The 15,187-nt window shown below is 71.5% G+C and carries 20 protein-coding genes; 7 read left to right on the forward strand and 13 right to left on the reverse strand.

The genetic code is table 11. The annotated features are described in order from the left end of the window. Positions 1-290: 290 nt before the first annotated feature. Positions 291-1,178, reverse strand: a complete 888-nt coding sequence (locus C466_RS01380) for a molybdopterin synthase (RefSeq protein WP_004597321.1) — start codon at positions 1,176-1,178, stop codon at positions 291-293. A gap of 132 nt (positions 1,179-1,310) precedes the next feature. On the opposite strand from C466_RS01380, the gene pyrH reads away from it, so the two are divergent. The 4 genes from pyrH (at position 1,311) to C466_RS01400 (ending at position 5,049) form a co-directional block, all read left to right on the forward strand. Next, the gene (gene pyrH, locus C466_RS01385; protein WP_004597320.1) at positions 1,311-2,030 is read left to right on the forward strand and encodes a UMP kinase; all 720 of its coding nucleotides are present in this window, start codon (positions 1,311-1,313) and stop codon (positions 2,028-2,030) included. Beyond that, positions 2,027-3,757, forward strand: coding sequence for a lysine--tRNA ligase (gene lysS, locus C466_RS01390; protein WP_004597319.1), 1,731 nt, complete (start codon positions 2,027-2,029; stop codon positions 3,755-3,757). Before pyrH ends, lysS begins: the two co-directional genes overlap by 4 nt. Next, positions 3,758-4,039, forward strand: a complete 282-nt coding sequence (locus C466_RS01395) for a DUF7573 domain-containing protein (protein WP_004597318.1) — start codon at positions 3,758-3,760, stop codon at positions 4,037-4,039. A 98-nt stretch (positions 4,040-4,137) separates the two neighbouring features. Further along, on the forward strand, positions 4,138-5,049 hold the full coding sequence (locus C466_RS01400) for a sensor histidine kinase (RefSeq protein ID WP_004597317.1): 912 nt from the start codon (positions 4,138-4,140) through the stop codon (positions 5,047-5,049). On the opposite strand, the gene C466_RS17430 is transcribed toward C466_RS01400, so the two are convergent. From C466_RS17430 to C466_RS01415, 4 genes are all read right to left on the reverse strand, one after another. Further along, a complete protein-coding gene (locus tag C466_RS17430) occupies positions 5,033-5,167 on the reverse strand; it encodes a hypothetical protein (RefSeq protein WP_004597316.1) in 135 nt (44 codons plus the stop codon). The two genes, C466_RS01400 and C466_RS17430, sit on opposite strands and share 17 nt — an antisense overlap. A 116-nt stretch (positions 5,168-5,283) precedes the next feature. Beyond that, on the reverse strand, positions 5,284-5,586 hold the full coding sequence (locus C466_RS01405; RefSeq protein WP_004597315.1) for a DUF5808 domain-containing protein: 303 nt from the start codon (positions 5,584-5,586) through the stop codon (positions 5,284-5,286). 106 nt (positions 5,587-5,692) lie between these two features. Then, positions 5,693-7,408: a bifunctional N(6)-L-threonylcarbamoyladenine synthase/serine/threonine protein kinase gene (locus tag C466_RS01410; RefSeq protein ID WP_004597314.1), complete on the reverse strand. Its 1,716-nt coding sequence runs from the start codon at positions 7,406-7,408 to the stop codon at positions 5,693-5,695. A gap of 9 nt (positions 7,409-7,417) precedes the next feature. Continuing rightward, positions 7,418-7,723 (reverse strand): 30S ribosomal protein S24e, encoded by a 306-nt coding sequence (locus tag C466_RS01415; protein WP_004597313.1) that lies wholly within the window; start codon positions 7,721-7,723, stop codon positions 7,418-7,420. Between the two features lie 149 nt (positions 7,724-7,872). Between C466_RS01415 and C466_RS01420 the strand changes: the two genes are divergently transcribed. Continuing rightward, complete coding sequence (locus C466_RS01420) at positions 7,873-8,457, forward strand: hypothetical protein (protein ID WP_004597312.1); 585 nt, start codon at positions 7,873-7,875, stop codon at positions 8,455-8,457. Between the two features lie 19 nt (positions 8,458-8,476). Here C466_RS01420 and C466_RS01425 read toward each other — a convergent pair whose 3' ends face one another. Genes C466_RS01425 through C466_RS01445 form a run of 5 tightly spaced genes read right to left on the reverse strand, consistent with a single transcriptional unit; the run spans position 8,477 to position 11,648 of the window. Continuing rightward, positions 8,477-9,112: a GTP-dependent dephospho-CoA kinase family protein gene (locus C466_RS01425; RefSeq protein WP_004597311.1), complete on the reverse strand. Its 636-nt coding sequence runs from the start codon at positions 9,110-9,112 to the stop codon at positions 8,477-8,479. Positions 9,113-9,137: 25 nt separating this feature from the next. Beyond that, on the reverse strand, positions 9,138-9,335 hold the full coding sequence (gene spt4, locus C466_RS01430) for a transcription elongation factor subunit Spt4 (protein ID WP_004597310.1): 198 nt from the start codon (positions 9,333-9,335) through the stop codon (positions 9,138-9,140). Next, entirely contained in the window at positions 9,335-9,910 is a 576-nt protein-coding gene (locus C466_RS01435; RefSeq protein ID WP_004597309.1) for a DNA-directed RNA polymerase, read from the reverse strand. Before C466_RS01435 ends, spt4 begins: the two co-directional genes overlap by 1 nt. Before the next feature lie 21 nt (positions 9,911-9,931). Continuing rightward, the gene (locus C466_RS01440) at positions 9,932-10,402 is read right to left on the reverse strand and encodes a DUF188 domain-containing protein (RefSeq protein ID WP_004597308.1); all 471 of its coding nucleotides are present in this window, start codon (positions 10,400-10,402) and stop codon (positions 9,932-9,934) included. A 1-nt stretch (position 10,403) separates the two neighbouring features. Further along, on the reverse strand, positions 10,404-11,648 hold the full coding sequence (locus C466_RS01445) for a translation initiation factor IF-2 subunit gamma (protein ID WP_004597307.1): 1,245 nt from the start codon (positions 11,646-11,648) through the stop codon (positions 10,404-10,406). A gap of 646 nt (positions 11,649-12,294) precedes the next feature. Here C466_RS01445 and C466_RS01450 point away from each other — a divergent pair. Together C466_RS01450 and C466_RS01455 are read left to right on the forward strand one after the other, a co-directional pair. Then, positions 12,295-12,753, forward strand: a complete 459-nt coding sequence (locus C466_RS01450; protein ID WP_004597306.1) for a DUF5810 domain-containing protein — start codon at positions 12,295-12,297, stop codon at positions 12,751-12,753. A gap of 36 nt (positions 12,754-12,789) precedes the next feature. Beyond that, on the forward strand, positions 12,790-13,227 hold the full coding sequence (locus C466_RS01455) for a DUF5809 family protein (RefSeq protein ID WP_004597305.1): 438 nt from the start codon (positions 12,790-12,792) through the stop codon (positions 13,225-13,227). Positions 13,228-13,331: 104 nt separating this feature from the next. Here the strand turns inward: C466_RS01455 and C466_RS01460 are convergent, their stop codons facing one another. The 3 genes from C466_RS01460 to C466_RS01470 all read right to left on the reverse strand — a co-directional run bounded on the left by C466_RS01460 (position 13,332) and on the right by C466_RS01470 (position 15,148). Next, positions 13,332-13,598 carry an elongation factor 1-beta gene (locus C466_RS01460; RefSeq protein WP_004597304.1) on the reverse strand — a complete coding sequence of 89 codons (267 nt, stop codon included), beginning with the start codon at positions 13,596-13,598 and terminating at the stop codon, positions 13,332-13,334. 1 nt (position 13,599) lies between these two features. After that, positions 13,600-13,779, reverse strand: coding sequence for an HVO_2753 family zinc finger protein (locus C466_RS01465; RefSeq protein WP_004597303.1), 180 nt, complete (start codon positions 13,777-13,779; stop codon positions 13,600-13,602). A gap of 133 nt (positions 13,780-13,912) precedes the next feature. After that, positions 13,913-15,148 carry a tripartite tricarboxylate transporter permease gene (locus C466_RS01470; RefSeq protein WP_004597302.1) on the reverse strand — a complete coding sequence of 412 codons (1,236 nt, stop codon included), beginning with the start codon at positions 15,146-15,148 and terminating at the stop codon, positions 13,913-13,915. Positions 15,149-15,187 lie beyond the last annotated feature (39 nt).

The raw sequence follows: 15,187 nt of genomic DNA on the forward strand, positions 1-15,187 counted from the left end.
TTCAGGGCGTTTCACCGAACTCGACGGGCTAAAACGTGTCTGACGGACTCTTTATAACGGTTCCAAAACGGCGTAGACATTTTATAATCGGATCTGAGGGCTTTTCTGCTGCTGACCACTCGGTAAGCGAGTCACTCGTCTCCCCCGCGTTCGCCCGACAACTACCAGCAAAATGCGCCGCTTGATGCCCTCTCGGAGCGACCGCGCGCCCCTCTCGCGTCCCCCGCGCGGTCGTTCTCGTCGGCCGTCCGGCGCCGCGAGAGTCCACCGACACCGCCTCCGACCGCCGTTCAGTCCCGCCGGTGGACCCAGAACGTCTCCGACTCCGTCGCCTCCTTCTTGAATATCGGCACCTCGTCTTTCAGCCGGTCGATCCCGTCCTCGACCGTCCGGAACGCCTCCCGGCGGTGCCCGGCGAGGACGACGACGAACACGATGTCTTCGCCCGCCTCGATCACGCCCGTGCGGTGGTGCATCCGCACGTCGAAGACGCCGTCACGGTCGGCCAGTTCCTCGGCGATGGCGTCCATCCGCTCCGCCGCGACCCCCTCGTACTTCTCGAACGCGAGGTGCGTCGTCCGGTCGTCGTCCGGGGCGTCGCGGGCGCGCACGCGGCCGGTGAACGTGGCGATCGCGCCCGACCGCTCCGCGTCCGCCGACGCTTCGACGCGCCGCACGAGCGTCTCGCGGGTGATCCACGGCACCGCGTCGTCGAGGTCGGCGACGAGCGCGTCGAGGGCGACCTCCTCGGGGCCGCCCGCGGTCGCGAGGACCGTTCCCGGTACGCTCTCGGGGTCCGGGTCCGGGCCCAAGAGGATCGCTGGCACGCGCAGGCGCGACTCGCCGACCGCCAGCAGGTAGTCGTGGTCGGGGGCGAGCCCGTCGAGCAGGTCGTCGAACCCCTCGACGCTTCCCCGACCGCGCCAGTTCCCGTCCGCGTCGAACGCGATCTCGGTGTCGGCGTCGGGGCGCCGTTCGGGGTCGGTATCCTCGCCGTCGACGACCCCGCCGTCGGCGGCCGGATCGCTCGGGTCCGGTCCGCGCGCCCCCGGTTCGCTCCGGTCGCTCCCCGCCGCGTCGTCGCCGCGCTCAACGACGGCGACCCGTCCGTCGAGCCGCGCCGCGAGTCGCCGTGCCAGCCTCGGCGCGCCGTCCCCGACGATCGATAGCGGTCGCATACCCGAGAGCGGGTCGCGACGGGCTTAGGCGTTTCCCGGTCGTCCCGTCGGTCCGGATTCGCGTCCCCGCACCGGTTCCGCAGCGTCCGGGCTTGGCAATCCTTAAGACCGGGACAGGGGTACTCGTCGGCAATGAGAGTCGTCGTTTCTGTCGGCGGGAGCGTGCTCGCGCCGGACCTCGACCCCGAGCGCGTGGCCGCGTACGCCGAGGCGATCGAACGGCTGGCCGCCGACGGCTGCGAGGTCGGGGTCGTCGTCGGCGGCGGCGGCGTCGCCCGCGAGTACATCGAGACGGCCCGCGAGATCGGGGCCAACGAGGTCGAGCTCGACCGGCTCGGCATCGGGACGACCCGGCTCAACGCCCGGCTGCTGATCGCCGCGCTCGGCGACCGCGCGAACCTCGCGCCCGCGACCGACTACGAGGAGGCGGCCGCCGCGCTCCGCCGCGACGAGGCCGCGGTGATGGGCGGGGTGACGCCGGGACAGACCACCGACGCGGTCGCCGCCGCCTTCGCCGAGTCGGTCGACGCCGACCTGCTCGTGTACGCCACGAGCGCCGACGGCGTGTACGACGCCGACCCCAACGCCGACCCCGACGCGACCCAGTTCGCGTCGATGTCGCCCGCGGAGCTCGTGGAGGTCGTCCTCCCGATGAGCCGCGACGCGGGGGCGTCCGCGCCCGTCGACCTGCTCGCCGCGAAGCTGATCGACCGGGCCGGGATCCGGTCGATCGTCCTCGACGGTACCGACCCGACCGCCGTCGTCGACGCCGTGCTGCGCGGCGACCACACGGGGACCGACGTGGTCCCCGTCGACGGCGCGGAACCGAGCCGCTGGACGGGGGAGCGATGAGCGCGGACGACTCCCCGCACATCCTCTCCGAGCAGACCGCGCTCGACGAGGGGGCGTCCGACGAGAGCGCGGGAGCGGTCGACGACGGCGAGGGCCCGGCCGAGGGGTCCGCCGGGACCTTCCACGCGTTCTGGGCCGACGTCGTCGCCGACGAGATCGAAGCCCGAGACCCCGACGAGCCGATCGTGATCAAGGGCGGCGTCTCCCCCTCGGGCGTCGCGCACCTCGGTAACTTCAACGAGATTATGCGCGGCTACTTCGTCGCCGAGGTGCTCCGCGACCGCGGCCGCGAGGTCCGGCAGGTGTTCACCTCCGACGACAAGGACCCGCTGCGGAAGGTCCCGCGCAAGCTGGCGAACGCGGACGGCGAGATCGTCGGGCTCGGCGAGGTCGACGCGGGCGCGCTCGGCCGCAACCTCGGGAAGCCGTACACGTCGATCCCGGACCCGTTCGGCGAGGCCGAGTCCTACGCGGCCCACTTCGCGGGCCTGCTCAAGGCCGACGCCGACCGCCTGAACGTCCCCGTCGAGATGCTCTCGAACACCGAGCTGTACGCGGACGGCGCCTTCGACGACGCGGTCCGGACGGTCCTCGCCGACGTCGACCGCGTGCGCGAGGTGCTCTCGCCGTACCAGGACAAGGTCGACGGCGAGTACGTCCCGTTCAACCCGATCTGTGCGGAGTGCGGGAAGGTGACGGAGACGGTGACGGGAATCGACCTCGACGACGAGACCGTCGAGTACGTCTGTACCGACATGGACGCCGGCGGCAACACCATCGAGGGGTGCGGCCACGAGGGCACCGCGACGTTCCGCGAGGGGAAGCTCCCGTGGCGGCTGGAGTGGCCCGCTCAGTGGGGCGTCCTCGGCGTCGACTTCGAGCCGTTCGGCAAGGACCACGCGGAGGGGTCGTGGCCCTCCGGCGTCGACGTCGCGCGGAACGTCTTCGGTGAAGAGCCGCCAGTGCCGATGGTGTACGAGTGGTTCACGCTCAACGGCGACGCGTTCTCTTCCTCCGAGGGCAACGTCGTCACGGTCCAGGAGCTGCTGGAGCTGATCGAACCCGAGGTGCTGCGCTACTTCTTCGCGCTCCACCCGAAGAAGGCCCGCGATCTCGACGTCGAGCGGCTCGACCAGCTGGTCGACCGCTTCGACCGGTTCGAGCGCGCCTACTTCGGCGAGGTCGACGACCCGGACCTCACCGCCTTCGCCGAGCGCGCCTACCCGTTCGTCGTCGGGCGGCCCGACGACCCGCCGACGGAGAAGCCCATCCGGCTCCCGTACACGTTCGCGGCGGTCCTTGGGATGGTCGACGATCCGGACTTCCGCGAGCGCCTCGCCCGCGACGAGGGGCACATCCCCGCCGAGGCCGACGGCGACGCGGTCGACGCCGCGCTCGCCCGCGTGGAGCAGGCCCGGAACTGGGCCGAGCGGACCGAAAACGAGTACGACTACCGCCTCCAGACCGACCTCCCCGCGGTCGAGTTCGACGAGGACGTCGCGGCCGCGCTCGACGACCTCGCGGACTTCGTCGCGGCCGGTCACGACGGCGAAGCGATCCAGGGGGCGATGTACGAGACCGCCCGCGACCACGGCGTCGAGGTGAGCGAGTTCTTCGCCGCGGGCTATCGCCTCTTCTTCGACGACACGCAGGGGCCGCGGCTCGGTGAGTTCCTGGGCGAACTTGAGCGCGACTACGTCGTCGACCGGCTCCGACGGGAGGCGTAGATGCCCGAGGACCGCTCGCTCGACGACTTCGCCGAGGCGAACGACGTCGATGGTACGTCCGCGGAGACCGGTTCCGACGGCGCGGAGGGCGACGCGGCCGACTCCGACGGGACGGACGCTGACGCCGCTGACGGGCCCACCGACACCGCCGCCGTCGACCCCGCGGTCGCCACCTCGACGTGGCACGCGGACGGCGCAGCATGCGACCGCTGCGGCGAGCGGGTCGAGCGCCGCTGGCGCGACGAGGCGGACTTCGTCTGCGCCGACTGCGCGTCGTGGTGACCGTCTTTCTGCGGTCGGGCGCGACGGTCAAAATTTAAGCCGGCGGCCGTAGAGGTGTTGCTCGCGGAGAAAATTCGGCGAGTTAAAGTTAAATATAAATGAAGTTTAACACGGAACCGATATACGGGCGGTCCGCGGCCGCTCTCACGGCGACGTACCTCTGTCTCGGCGCGCTGTTCGCGGTCGCGGTCGACCTCGCGGTCGCGTCGGCGAGCGGGACCGCGGCGGGGTGGACGCCGACGCGCCTCGTCGGGGACTGGCTGCTCGTCGCCGGGTCTGGCGGACTCCTCTACGGCGCGGTCACGCACCACCGGCAGCGGGCGGAGACCGCCAGACGGGACCTCGAAACCTCCAACCAGCAGCTACAGGTTCTGAGCCGGGTGTTCCGACACAACGTCCGCAACGACCTCAACGTGATTCAGGGGTACACCGACCTGCTGGCCGACCGCGTCGACGACGAGCGGGGCCAGGAGTGCCTGGAGACGATCCGGCAGACGACCGACGACGTCATCGCGATCAGCGAGAAGCTCCGGGTCATCGAGGACGCGTCGCCCGAGCGGCCGGACGGCCGCGTTAACCTCGTCGACGCCGTTCACGAGGCGATCGGGGTCCTCGACGACGACGGCACCGCGGTCACGGTCGAAACCCCGTCCGAGGCGTGGATCCGCGCGGACGACTCCGTCGAGTTCCCGATCCGCGAGGTGTTCGAGAACGCGGTCACCCACAACGACGGCGCGACGCGGCGCGTGGCGGCCACGATCCGCGAGAACGGAACGACCACCTGTCTGGAGGTCACCGACAACGGGCCGGGGATCCCGCCGGACGAGCGCGCGGTGTTACAGGCGGAAGAGGAGACGCCGCTCTCGCACGCGAGCAGCATCGGGCTGTGGCTCGTCAAGTGGATGTGCGAGACGCAGGGGGGAACCGTCCGCTTCGAGGCGACGGACGACGGCACGACGGTCCGGCTCCGGTTCGAGTCCGCGGCGCCGCCCGCTACTCCAGTTCGGTGATGGTCACGGCGTACACCGCGCCGCAGTTCCCGCATTCGACGTGGACGCCGCGGCTGGTCTCGCCGCGGGTGAACTCGGAGATCTCCTCCGAACACGAGCACTCGAACTGGACTTTCACTACCCGTTCTACGCGCTGCTGATATTTAAAAGAATCCGACGCGGAATCAACGGCGAAAACCGGCGATCGCGGTACCACCCCGCACGGTCTCCCGGGTCGGGGTGTCGCGGCCGCCGTCAGTCGTCGTCGACGATCACTTCGACGGGGCCGTCCCCGCCGTCGTCGGTCTCCTCGTCGTGCCCGCCGGACGCGTCGCGTCCGCCGGACTGCTGCTGCTGGTAGTAGAGCCCGCCGGCGACGGCGAGGACGAGCCACGACCGCCAGTTGGCGAGGTTCAGCGTGTAGCCGATGCCGAACGGCTTCTCGACGAGCATCCCCTTGCCGGGCTGCCAGTACGACGACAGCAGCCGCCCGAGGCTCGGGCGCTCGAAGTTGTACGGGATTCCGAGAATCTCTCCCGACGACGGTTTATCTCCCATACACAATACTCTATCCGCTGGCACTATAAATCGTGGCGCCATCGGACGCCGACCGCGGCGGGGAGCGCAGCCGCGCCGACGCCGCGGTCGGCGGCGCCGGAGGCCCTCAGCGATACCGGCCGCGGTCCGCCACGTCGCGGAGCCGTTCGAGGACCTCGTCGTCGCCGGCGGCCCCGTATCCGGCCTCGAACGCCGCGATCAGCGGGTCCGGGTCCGTCGCGGTCGCTCGGATCGACCCCTCGAACACGTGGAGGTCCATCGCGTGGTCCTCGACGTGGCCGGTGTGGTAGCCGAGCCCGAAGTCGATGAGGTACGCCTCCGGCGGCGCGTCGGACTCGCCGTTCCCCCGTCGCCTCCCGACGCCGTCGGGGGACACGCGCACGTTCCGCGTCGTCGGGTCGCCGTGGACGATCCCCGCGCCGTGGAGCCGCGCGAGGTGGCGGCCGACGGCCTCCGTCCACCGCTCGTCGAGGGCGGCCGCGAGGTCGCGGTCGCCGACGTACTGGAGCGTCAGCGTCGCGCTCGCGAGGTCGACGTCGTCCACGAGCGGCGTCGGCACGCCCGCGCGCCGCGCCTCGCTCGTCAGCCGCGCCTCCGCGACGGTCCGGTCGCGCCTGAGCGTCCGGTCGAGGTCGGGGTGGCGGTACGACTTCGGCACCCGCCGCTTGATCACCCGGCGGTCCTCACCGCTCCCGGCGACCGTCACTGTCGCCTCCGCGCCGCGGCGGTCCGCGTCCGGGTCGCGCGCCGCACCGCCGGCCGCGCCGCCCCCGCCTCCGCGCGCGACCGACTCCCCGTCGCGCCACGTCACCGGCACCTGGTCCGGTCGGAAGTTCGGGTCGACCGCGGACTCCGAAATCGCGACGGTGTCCCCGGCGGCCGCCATCTTCGCGCCCAACACGGCGATCATCCCCGCGTTGTCGCGGAGGAAGCGCGGCTCCGGCGCGTGGAAGTCGGCGCCGCGGGCCTCGCACATCGCGGCCAGCATCTCGCGCAGGCGGTCGTTCTGCGCCACCCCGCCCCCCAACACGAGCTCGTCGGCGCCCGTCAGCGACAGCGCGCGCTCGGACACCTCGGTGAGCATCGCGAAGGCGTGCTCCTGGAGCGAAAAGCAGATCTCCCCGACCGGGACGCCGTCGTCCGCGGCGTCGTTGGCGGCCGAGCTGATTCCGGAAAACGAGAAGTCCATCCCCTTGACGACGTACGGGAGATCGAGGAGGTTGGCGGTCGAGTCCCCCCCGTCCGCACCGGGATCGGTCCCGGCGAACTCCGCGGCCGCCGCCTCCACCTTCGGGCCGCCGGGGTGGCTCCAGCCGACGTGGCGCGTGAACTTGTCGATCGCGTTGCCGACGCCGGCGTCCATCGTCTCGCCGAGGACGCGGTAGCGCCCGTCGTGGTAGCCGAGCAGGTGCGCGTTCGCGCCCGAGGCGTTCAGGCAGACGGGGTTGTCGAAACCGGACCGGTGGCGACCGATCTCGAGGTGGGCAACCATGTGGTTGACGCCGACGAGCGGAACGTCGAGCGTCCCGGCGAGCGACCGCGCCGCGGTCCCGACGATCCGGAGGCACGGCCCGAGTCCGGGGCCGCGGGAGAAGGCGACGGCGTCAATCGCGTCAGGCCCGTGTTCGTCCTCGGCCACGGCCAACATGTGGTCGACGACCTCGGGGATCGCCTCCGACATGTGCTCGGCGGCCTCGCGCGGGTGAATGCCGCCGCTGTCCGGTTCGTAGGCGTCGGATTCGATGAGAACGGAGTCGGTCTCGGCGTCGTACAGCGCGGCGCTCGCGCACCACGCGGTACCCTCGATGCCGAGGACTCGCATCCGGCGGGGTTACGCTTCCTCGGCGTCCGCCTCGTCGCCGCCGATCTTGTTGCGTTCGAGCATGTGGTCCTGCTCGACCTCCAGCGCGTCGGCCGCGGAGTCGTACACCTTCGCGTAGCCGATCGTCTTGCGCATGCCGAACTTCGTGTCGAGCTCGTGGACGACGACCTCCTCGGAGTCCTTGTCGAGCTTTGCCGCCAGCGAGTCGCGGACCGACAGCCGCGAGGGGGTGGCCTCCTCGTGCGTCGTCTCGAAACGGATGTCCGTGCGGTGCAACATCGGGTTCTCCTCCTCGGAGATGATATCGACGTCCATGGTTCAGTTGGGCGTATATCCCCTCGAAAGCTGTAAAAGGATTTCGAAGCGGGGGTGACGCCGCCGAACCGCTCGCCGACCGTCGACCGAGTGCCCCGTTCGGCGTCAGAGTTTCACTTCTCCGGAGCGTGTGTATCGTTACCGCGCGGATGCCCGACGACGACCGATTCGACCCGACCGAACGCTCCGAGTACGAACTCACCAGGTCGGCCAACATCATCGTCCCGATGCCGCCGCTTCGAAAGGCCCGGATCTGCGGCGCGCTGGCGCTCCTCGGCTCGCTCGCCGCTCCCCTCGTCGCCACCCTGCCCGCGGCCGTCCGGGAAGCGACGTTCGCGGGTCCGCCGGCCGCGACCCCCCTCGGCGTCGCGGCCGTCGCGCTCGCCGGCACCGTCGCGGCCGGCCTCGCCGGGCTCGGGCTCGTCGCGCTCCAGCGGCGCCTCGCGCGGGGCCCCGAACCGACGGACGACGCGGTCTGGTCGTTCCTCGCGGTCGAGGACGCGCTCACGGGGATCGGGTTCATAACCGGCGGCCTCGGCGTCCTCGTCGGCCTCGCGCTGCTGGCGAGCGGTCACTGGGGGGTCGACGCGCTCGACGCGCTTCGCCGAAACGGCGTCGAACCGTACGCCTCGGTCTCGGCGCTCCCGGTCACGCCGCGGCTGACGAGCGCCGTCGCCCTGGCGGCCGGCCTCGTCGTCTTCGCGGCGACTGTCGTCGTCGTCGACGGCGAGTGACGCCGATCGCTCTGTTCGCCTATCGCGAGCCCGCCCCGTCGAGCTTCTCCGAGTCGACGCCCAAAATTTCGTACGCGGCCGCGGTGTCGCCGGTCAACCCCTCGAACAGCTCCCGGGCCTTCCCTCGGGTCTCGGGCGTGATCGCCACGCGGACCATCCCCTCGCCGGGCTGCCCGTAGACGACGGTCGACCCGAGCGGCGCCGCCAGCATCGCCGGCAGCGCCGCCAGGTCCTCCTCGCCGGTCACCTCGACCGTCACCGGTTCGTCGGCCGCGAGCGCCTCGGCGAGCGCGTCCAGCAGCGCCGCCGACAGCGCCGCCGCCGGGTTTTCGACCGACACCCGTCGCTCCTCGGCGGCCGCGAGCGCGGTCGCGATCTCCTCGCGGACGGCCTCCCGCTCCGTCTTCCCGTCCACCAGCGCGACGTCCGGGACGCGGCCGGCCTCCCGGAGGTGATACGTGACCACGTCGCCGACCGCGATCAGCCGCGGGGGACCCTCGTCCGGGGAGCCGTGTCGCTCGCGGGTGTCGTCGACGGCCTCTAAGAGCGCGGCGGCATCGGTCGTCACCGGTCCCAGCGGCTCCTTGAACGCGTCGCGCAGCGACTCGGGGAGCGTGAGAAGCGGGTCGGACGGGTCGTCGGATGCGTCGGTCATCGGTTTCCAGCCTCGGTGCGGCCGGTTACCGGACCTTGAGCGCGTACGCGCCCGCCTCGGAGACGTTCATCTCCTCGGCGATCTGGCTGTCCGCCGGGTCCGTGATGATGACGTAGCCCGCCCAGTCCTCCGTCAGCGACGACGACCCGCAGAGCGCGCAGGTCTGGGCGTCCGGGTCGTTGACGTGGTGGCACTCCCGGCACGCCAGGCGGTCCTCGGCCATCAGTCGGCCTCCTCACCGGTCTGCTCGCGGTGTTTCCGCTGGCCCTCCAGCCACTCGTGTTTGCCGAGCCCCGGCTGCTTCGCCGTGAGCCCGATCTTCGAGTCGCGGGGGTTGCGCTCGTCGATGCTCTTGGTGACGACGCGGACGCGCACCGCGTCGTCGACGCCGAGCGTCTTGTCGGAGTCCGACGAGGCGAGCTGCTGGTTCGCGCCGTCGAACGTGAGGTACTCGTCGGTGATCTGCGAGACGTGGAGCAGCCCGTCCACCGGGCCGATCCCGACGAAGGCGCCGAACTCGACCGTCTCGACGACGGTGCCGTCGGCGACCTCCTGCATGTCGGGGTCGTAGGTGAGCGCGTCGAACTCCGCCTCGTAGTAGACGCCGGGCCGGTTGTGTAACACCGCCCCCTCGCCGATGTCGTGAACCTCGATGACGCTCACGACGCTGCCGACGTCCTCGTCCATCCGTCCTTCCAGCTTGTCCTGGAGCAGGGCCTTCACCCGCTCGTCGGTGACGTCCGCCAGGTGCTTCGGCGGGACCTCGACCGTGTCCTTGAGTCGAACTCGTTTGTACATGTTGTTGGTTGTCCGCGGCCGCTAGGGTTCCGTTATCGCCAGTGTGTTCCGACCCCTTAAACCGATTACTGGTGCGCCCGCCTCCAGCACCCGGTCCGCGAGGGGTCCGTCGACCGTGACGACGGCGTCGACCCGGTCGGCCGCGGCCAGGGCGACGAGCGCGTCGTCGGCGTACGATTCGTCAGTTGCCACCGCCTCCGCCCGCTCCGCGAGGTCCGCCCCGACGCTCGCGGCGGTCGCCTCCGCGCCGTTGCCGCCTTGGAGGCCGTCGAGCTCCGCGAGCACCGCCTCCGGCACCACGGCGTCGTAGCCGCCGAGGAGCCGGTCCAGCTCCTCGAACAGGCGCAGGTCGGCTTCGACCGGCGCCATCAGCGCGCTCGCGTCGAGCGCGACGACCGGGACGCCGCCGGGGCCCTTCTCCGCGAGCCCCTCGGTGCGGGCGTCGCCCGCGGCGGTTGGCTCCGGACCGTCCGCGCTGGCGTCGTCGGCCACGTTACGTGAGCGTCCCGACGCCGATGAGCCGCCAGCGCGCGCCGACGCGCCGGTTGATCGCTATCTGGGCGCCCGACTCGGCGCAGACGGGCCGCTTGAGGCTCACCTCGCACTCGCCGTCGCGCGCGCTCGTCACGGCGCCGACGGTCGTCGCCGTGCCGACCGTGAGCATCAGCGGCTCGCCGGTGCTGATCTCCTCGATGTCGCTCTCGCCGCTCTCGTCGTCCTCCTTCCCGACGACGCGGTCGAGGAGGTCGACTTTCATCTCGAACTCCTCGCGGGTCGGCGGGAGCGTCCCCGGCTCGCCCGCGACCTGCCCGGCGAGCGCGTCGCCCTTCGTCAGGCTGGGGTCGAGGCCGGTGCCGACGCCGAGCAGGCCGCCGGGGTGGGCGGTCTCGACGTCGCGGTTGCCCGCCTGAAGCGACCGGACGGTCGTCTCCAGGGGGCGCCACTCGGTCTGGCCCTCCTCGTCGACCTCGCGGCCCGGGCGGATCTCCAGCCCGTCGCCGACCGACAGCTCGCCGCTGACGAGCGAGCCGCCGACGACGCCGCCCTTGAGGTCCTCGGCGCTCGCGCCCGGTCGGTTGATGTCGAACGAGCGGGCCGCGTACATCCGGGCGCTCTCGCCCGGGTCGCGGTCCGGCGTCGGGATCTCCGTCTCGATGGCGTCGATGAGCAGGTCGAGGTTGACCTCCTGCTGGGCCGAGACGGGGACGATCGGCGCGTCCTCCGCGACGGTGCCCTCGACGAACTCCTGAATCTGCTCGTAGTTGTCGACGGCGCGGTCGCGGTCGACCAGGTCGACCTTGTTCTGCGCGATGACGATGTTCTCGATCCCGATGAGATCGAGCGCCATCAGGTGCTCCTCCGTCTGGGCCTGCGGGACGTCCTCCGTCGCGCTCACGACGAGGACCGCGCCGTCCATGATCGAGGCGCCCGAGAGCATCGTCGCCATCAGCGTCTCGTGGCCCGGGGCGTCGACGAACGACACCGTCCGGATCGGCTCGCTCTCGGAGCCGTCCTCGCACTCCTCATCGACGGTGTAACACTCGGGCGCGTCGACGCCGGGGCAGCGTCGGAACGTCGCGTCCGCGTACCCCAGCCGGATCGAGATGCCGCGCTTCATTTCCTCGCTGTGCTGGTCGGTCCACGAGCCGGACAACGCCTGTACCAGCGTGGTCTTCCCGTGGTCGACGTGACCGACGAGACCGATGTTCACCTCCGGTTGTGTGTTGGCTTCAGTCACTGTTGGACCTCCTAACGGAGTAGTCTTACCCGAATTTCGCCCCGTGCGAGTGATAAAGTTGCTGTTATAGTGGCGTCAGCCCGCGTGACAGCTTCCGGTGGAGGGCCGACCTCGACGGCGAAGTAATATATAAATAAACGAACCCGGGCGGCGTGGCCGTTTATAAATAGTGCCGCGGTGCGGTGGCGTCGCCGGCGGCTACGCCGCCGGCTGCCAGAGGCGCGTCGCGCCTCCCTGCGTGCCTGCGAGCGGCCGGAGCGAAGCGGAGGCCGCGAGACAGCACGCGCGAGGGACGCGGTGAGCGAGGGCGACCGGAGGGAGCCCGAGCGAACCGCGAGGCTGGGGAGGCGTGAGGTGCTGTGCGGTGCGGGGCGGGACTCAAAGGGGCAGCCGTGGGGCGGGCGCAGGCGACGCAAGCACTGGAGGGAGCGAACGCAGTGAGCGACCGAAGCGCGCAGCGAGCGTGCGCCCGCCCCACGGCTGGGGCTTTGGAAGAGTTCTCCGCGGTGGCGACGACGTACAGCCGAGCAGCCGGAACTTCGACGGTATCGCTCGCATCACAGCCGGAATGGTTTATAAACAAACATCACCGGCTCCGACAACGTTCGACGCCGATTTACGCCTCACGGGTCAATACAGACGTATAATGGGATACGCGTGCCCCGTCTGCGACACCCCGCAGCGCGACGGCGAACACCTCGCGCACCACCTCGCGTTCACGGCGATGCTCCACGGCGGCGACCACGCCGACTGGCTCGACGAGCGCGTCGACGACTGGAGCGAGCGAGAGCCCGCGGAGCTCGCCGCCGAGGTGACGCCGCACGCCGCCGCCGCCGAGTACGAGGAGGTGTTCGAGGACACCGTCCCGCGCGGCCGCCCGGACGTGGGAATGGGTTCGGGCGGGGACGCGGACTCGCCCGGCCACGATCACGCGCACGACCACGATCACTCCGACTCCTCACCCGGGGCCGGCGTCCCGGACCCCGAATCCGTCGACGACCCCGAGGTCGCCGAGGCGCTGCGCGAGGCGCGCGAGATGACTCGGGAAGCGCGAGACGAGCCGAGCGGCGACGACCGCGACACCGACGCCGATACCGACGCGTAGCGGAACGCCCTTCCCCGCCCCCGGCCAACCGCGCGTATGGAGACCAGAGGCACGTTCGCTCCGGAGACCCGCGCCGACGCGCTCGAACGGTACGAGGAGGTCGGGCCGGTCGCGCAGGTGGTCGTCCGCGAGGCGACCAAGGCGATGTCGTTCGACGCCGACGAGTACGACGAGCGCGTCACGCCCGAGGTGATCCGGACCGCCCGCGACGCGACGTTCGCGGAGCTGCTCGCGGTCCACGTCGGCGAGGGCGACGAGTTCGACGAGTGGCTCGCGGACAGCGAGTTCGACGACGATGACGTGGTCCGGATCGGCTCCGACAACGTCGACAACGTCGTCTGGCACCCGGTTCCCTTCGCGGAGACGGTGATCGCGGCGACGTACCAGGAGGAACCGGACGCGGCGGCCAGCACCCTCCGGCGCAACGCCTTCGGGCGCGTCTACCGCGAGGAGTTCTACGAGTCGGGGCGATAGGCGCGCCATCGAGAAACGGCGGACTGGGGGCTCGCGAAGCGAACGAAACCGAAGAATCGGACCGCGAGCGTCGCCGTCGGCGACGCGGCAGGTGGTTCTGTTCTCTACAGGCGACCGACGTTCTCGACCGCGACGGACTCGACCTCCTCGACCTGCGAGAACGCCTCCTCGACGGCCTCCGTGCCGCCCGCGCCGTCGGGGACGATGACGGTCGGCAGGAGCGCGACCAGCCCGAACGCGACGTCGTCGCGCTCGAAGCCGCGGATCTTCGCGCCCTCGGGGAGGACCTCCTCGAGGCGGTCCTGGAGGTCGTCGAGGTCGACGTCGGGGCTGTTCGGCATGACCTTGATCTTGGCGGCGACGTCGCCCATCTTACGGCCCCCGGAAGCCGCAGTCGTGGCACTCGTAGAGATTGCTCTGCTTCCGGCACTTCGAGCACCGGTAGATGGTGGCGCCGCAGTCCGGGCAGGAGAACCGCGCGGCGTTCATGCCGGACACCTGTATCCCACAGGAGACGCACTGCGGGGTCGCTTGAGAGTCGCTCTGGCTCATACACGTACCTACCGGCGGCGACTTTTAACCGTTGTTCTTTTCACCGGAACGCGCCGTGCGCCCCGGTACCGTGCCGCTCGACCGAGGCGCTCCCGGCGGTCCGCGGGCCCCGCGGCGGCGCCGCTCCCGCCGGTCACCCGACCATCAGCGGGCCGATGAGCACGCCCATCAGGTGGACGCGCCGCGCTCCGACGCGCGGGGGGAAGAGGCCCAGCGCGCCCGCGACGAGGAGGACGCCGACGCCGAACGCCCCGGCGAACGCGTACGACACGAGCCCGAGCAGCCCCAACACGCCGACCGAGAGCCGGGTGTAATCGGCGTTGCCGACGATCCGGAGGTAGGGGTCGCCGACGAGCACGACGAGGGCGAAGCCGAAGCACGCGGCGGTCGCGGCCGCGACGAGGAGCATCGGCAGCGCGAACGGCACGCCGGCCCGGTCGATCGCGACGGTCACGCCCGTTCGCGGCGTTCCGAGGGCCACGAGCGCGAACAGCGCGAAGACGGTGTTCGCCGTGCTCGCGCCGCTCGTCGCCACGACGAACCCGCGGTCGGCCGACGCGCGCGGCACCGCGGGCATCGCGGCGACGGCGGCGATGGCGGCCGACACGCCCGGCACGTAGCCGACCACCGCGCCGGCGAGCGAGCCGGCGCCCGCGCTCGTCCCGAGGTCGCGCGCCCGCATCGCGACCCGGGCGTCCGCCTGCGGCGGGACGCCCTCGCCGCCGAGCGCGTCGACGAGGACCGGCACGCCGAACAGCCCGGCGAAGAGCGGCGCGAGGACGCCCCCGGTCGACAGCGGCGCCGCGGGGTCGGCGTCGAGCGTCGCGAAGCCGAGCGCGGCGCTCGCGAGGAACGCGAGCAGCCCGCCGACCGCTGCCCGGCGCGACGACTCGGTGAGGACGAGCAGGGCGACGACGCCCCCGAGCAGCAGCGGCAGGTGCGCGCGCAGCGCCGGGTACCACCGCACCATCAGCCACGTGATCGGGACCGCGAGCGGCACCGCGAGCGCGACCGCCAGCCCGGAGCCGACCGCGGAGAGGCGGAGCGCCTCGCGACCGCGACCGGCGATCACCAAGCGGTGGCCGGGGAGCGCGGCGACCGCGGTCGCGGCGTCGGGCACGCCGAGCGCGAGCGCGGGGACGATATCCAGAAACGAGTGGACCACGCCGGCGCCGAGCATCGCGACACCGACGAACAGCGGGTCGGCCGGCACCGAAGGGGCGAACCCGGCGAGGAGCAGCGCGAAGTTGTTGGCGTGGAGTCCCGGCACCAGCCCGCTCGCGGTCCCGAGCGCGACCCCGCCGAGCAGGAACGCGAGCGCGCCCGCAGCGAACGTCGGGTCGACCACCGGCCGCACGAGCGCGTCCATCGAGGTGGGATGGCCGCGGCTCCGGACTTAACGTGTCGG

Origin of the sequence: Halorubrum distributum JCM 10118 (genome assembly GCF_000337335.1) — an archaeon.
GTDB lineage: Archaea > Halobacteriota > Halobacteria > Halobacteriales > Haloferacaceae > Halorubrum > Halorubrum distributum.

Bases quoted from the DNA above. Each gene is read 5' to 3' on its own strand.
- C466_RS01380 (WP_004597321.1), bottom strand. From the start codon at position 1,178: ATGCGACCGCTATCGATCGTCGGGGACGGCGCGCCGAGGCTGGCACGG.
- pyrH (WP_004597320.1), top strand. From the start codon at position 1,311: ATGAGAGTCGTCGTTTCTGTCGGCGGGAGCGTGCTCGCGCCGGACCTC.
- lysS (WP_004597319.1), top strand. From the start codon at position 2,027: ATGAGCGCGGACGACTCCCCGCACATCCTCTCCGAGCAGACCGCGCTC.
- C466_RS01395 (WP_004597318.1), top strand. From the start codon at position 3,758: ATGCCCGAGGACCGCTCGCTCGACGACTTCGCCGAGGCGAACGACGTC.
- C466_RS01400 (WP_004597317.1), top strand. From the start codon at position 4,138: ATGAAGTTTAACACGGAACCGATATACGGGCGGTCCGCGGCCGCTCTC.
- C466_RS01405 (WP_004597315.1), bottom strand. From the start codon at position 5,586: ATGGGAGATAAACCGTCGTCGGGAGAGATTCTCGGAATCCCGTACAAC.
- C466_RS01410 (WP_004597314.1), bottom strand. From the start codon at position 7,408: ATGCGAGTCCTCGGCATCGAGGGTACCGCGTGGTGCGCGAGCGCCGCG.
- C466_RS01415 (WP_004597313.1), bottom strand. From the start codon at position 7,723: ATGGACGTCGATATCATCTCCGAGGAGGAGAACCCGATGTTGCACCGC.
- C466_RS01420 (WP_004597312.1), top strand. From the start codon at position 7,873: ATGCCCGACGACGACCGATTCGACCCGACCGAACGCTCCGAGTACGAA.
- C466_RS01425 (WP_004597311.1), bottom strand. From the start codon at position 9,112: ATGACCGACGCATCCGACGACCCGTCCGACCCGCTTCTCACGCTCCCC.
- spt4 (WP_004597310.1), bottom strand. From the start codon at position 9,335: ATGGCCGAGGACCGCCTGGCGTGCCGGGAGTGCCACCACGTCAACGAC.
- C466_RS01435 (WP_004597309.1), bottom strand. From the start codon at position 9,910: ATGTACAAACGAGTTCGACTCAAGGACACGGTCGAGGTCCCGCCGAAG.
- C466_RS01450 (WP_004597306.1), top strand. From the start codon at position 12,295: ATGGGATACGCGTGCCCCGTCTGCGACACCCCGCAGCGCGACGGCGAA.
- C466_RS01455 (WP_004597305.1), top strand. From the start codon at position 12,790: ATGGAGACCAGAGGCACGTTCGCTCCGGAGACCCGCGCCGACGCGCTC.
- C466_RS01460 (WP_004597304.1), bottom strand. From the start codon at position 13,598: ATGGGCGACGTCGCCGCCAAGATCAAGGTCATGCCGAACAGCCCCGAC.
- C466_RS01465 (WP_004597303.1), bottom strand. From the start codon at position 13,779: ATGAGCCAGAGCGACTCTCAAGCGACCCCGCAGTGCGTCTCCTGTGGG.
- C466_RS01470 (WP_004597302.1), bottom strand. From the start codon at position 15,148: ATGGACGCGCTCGTGCGGCCGGTGGTCGACCCGACGTTCGCTGCGGGC.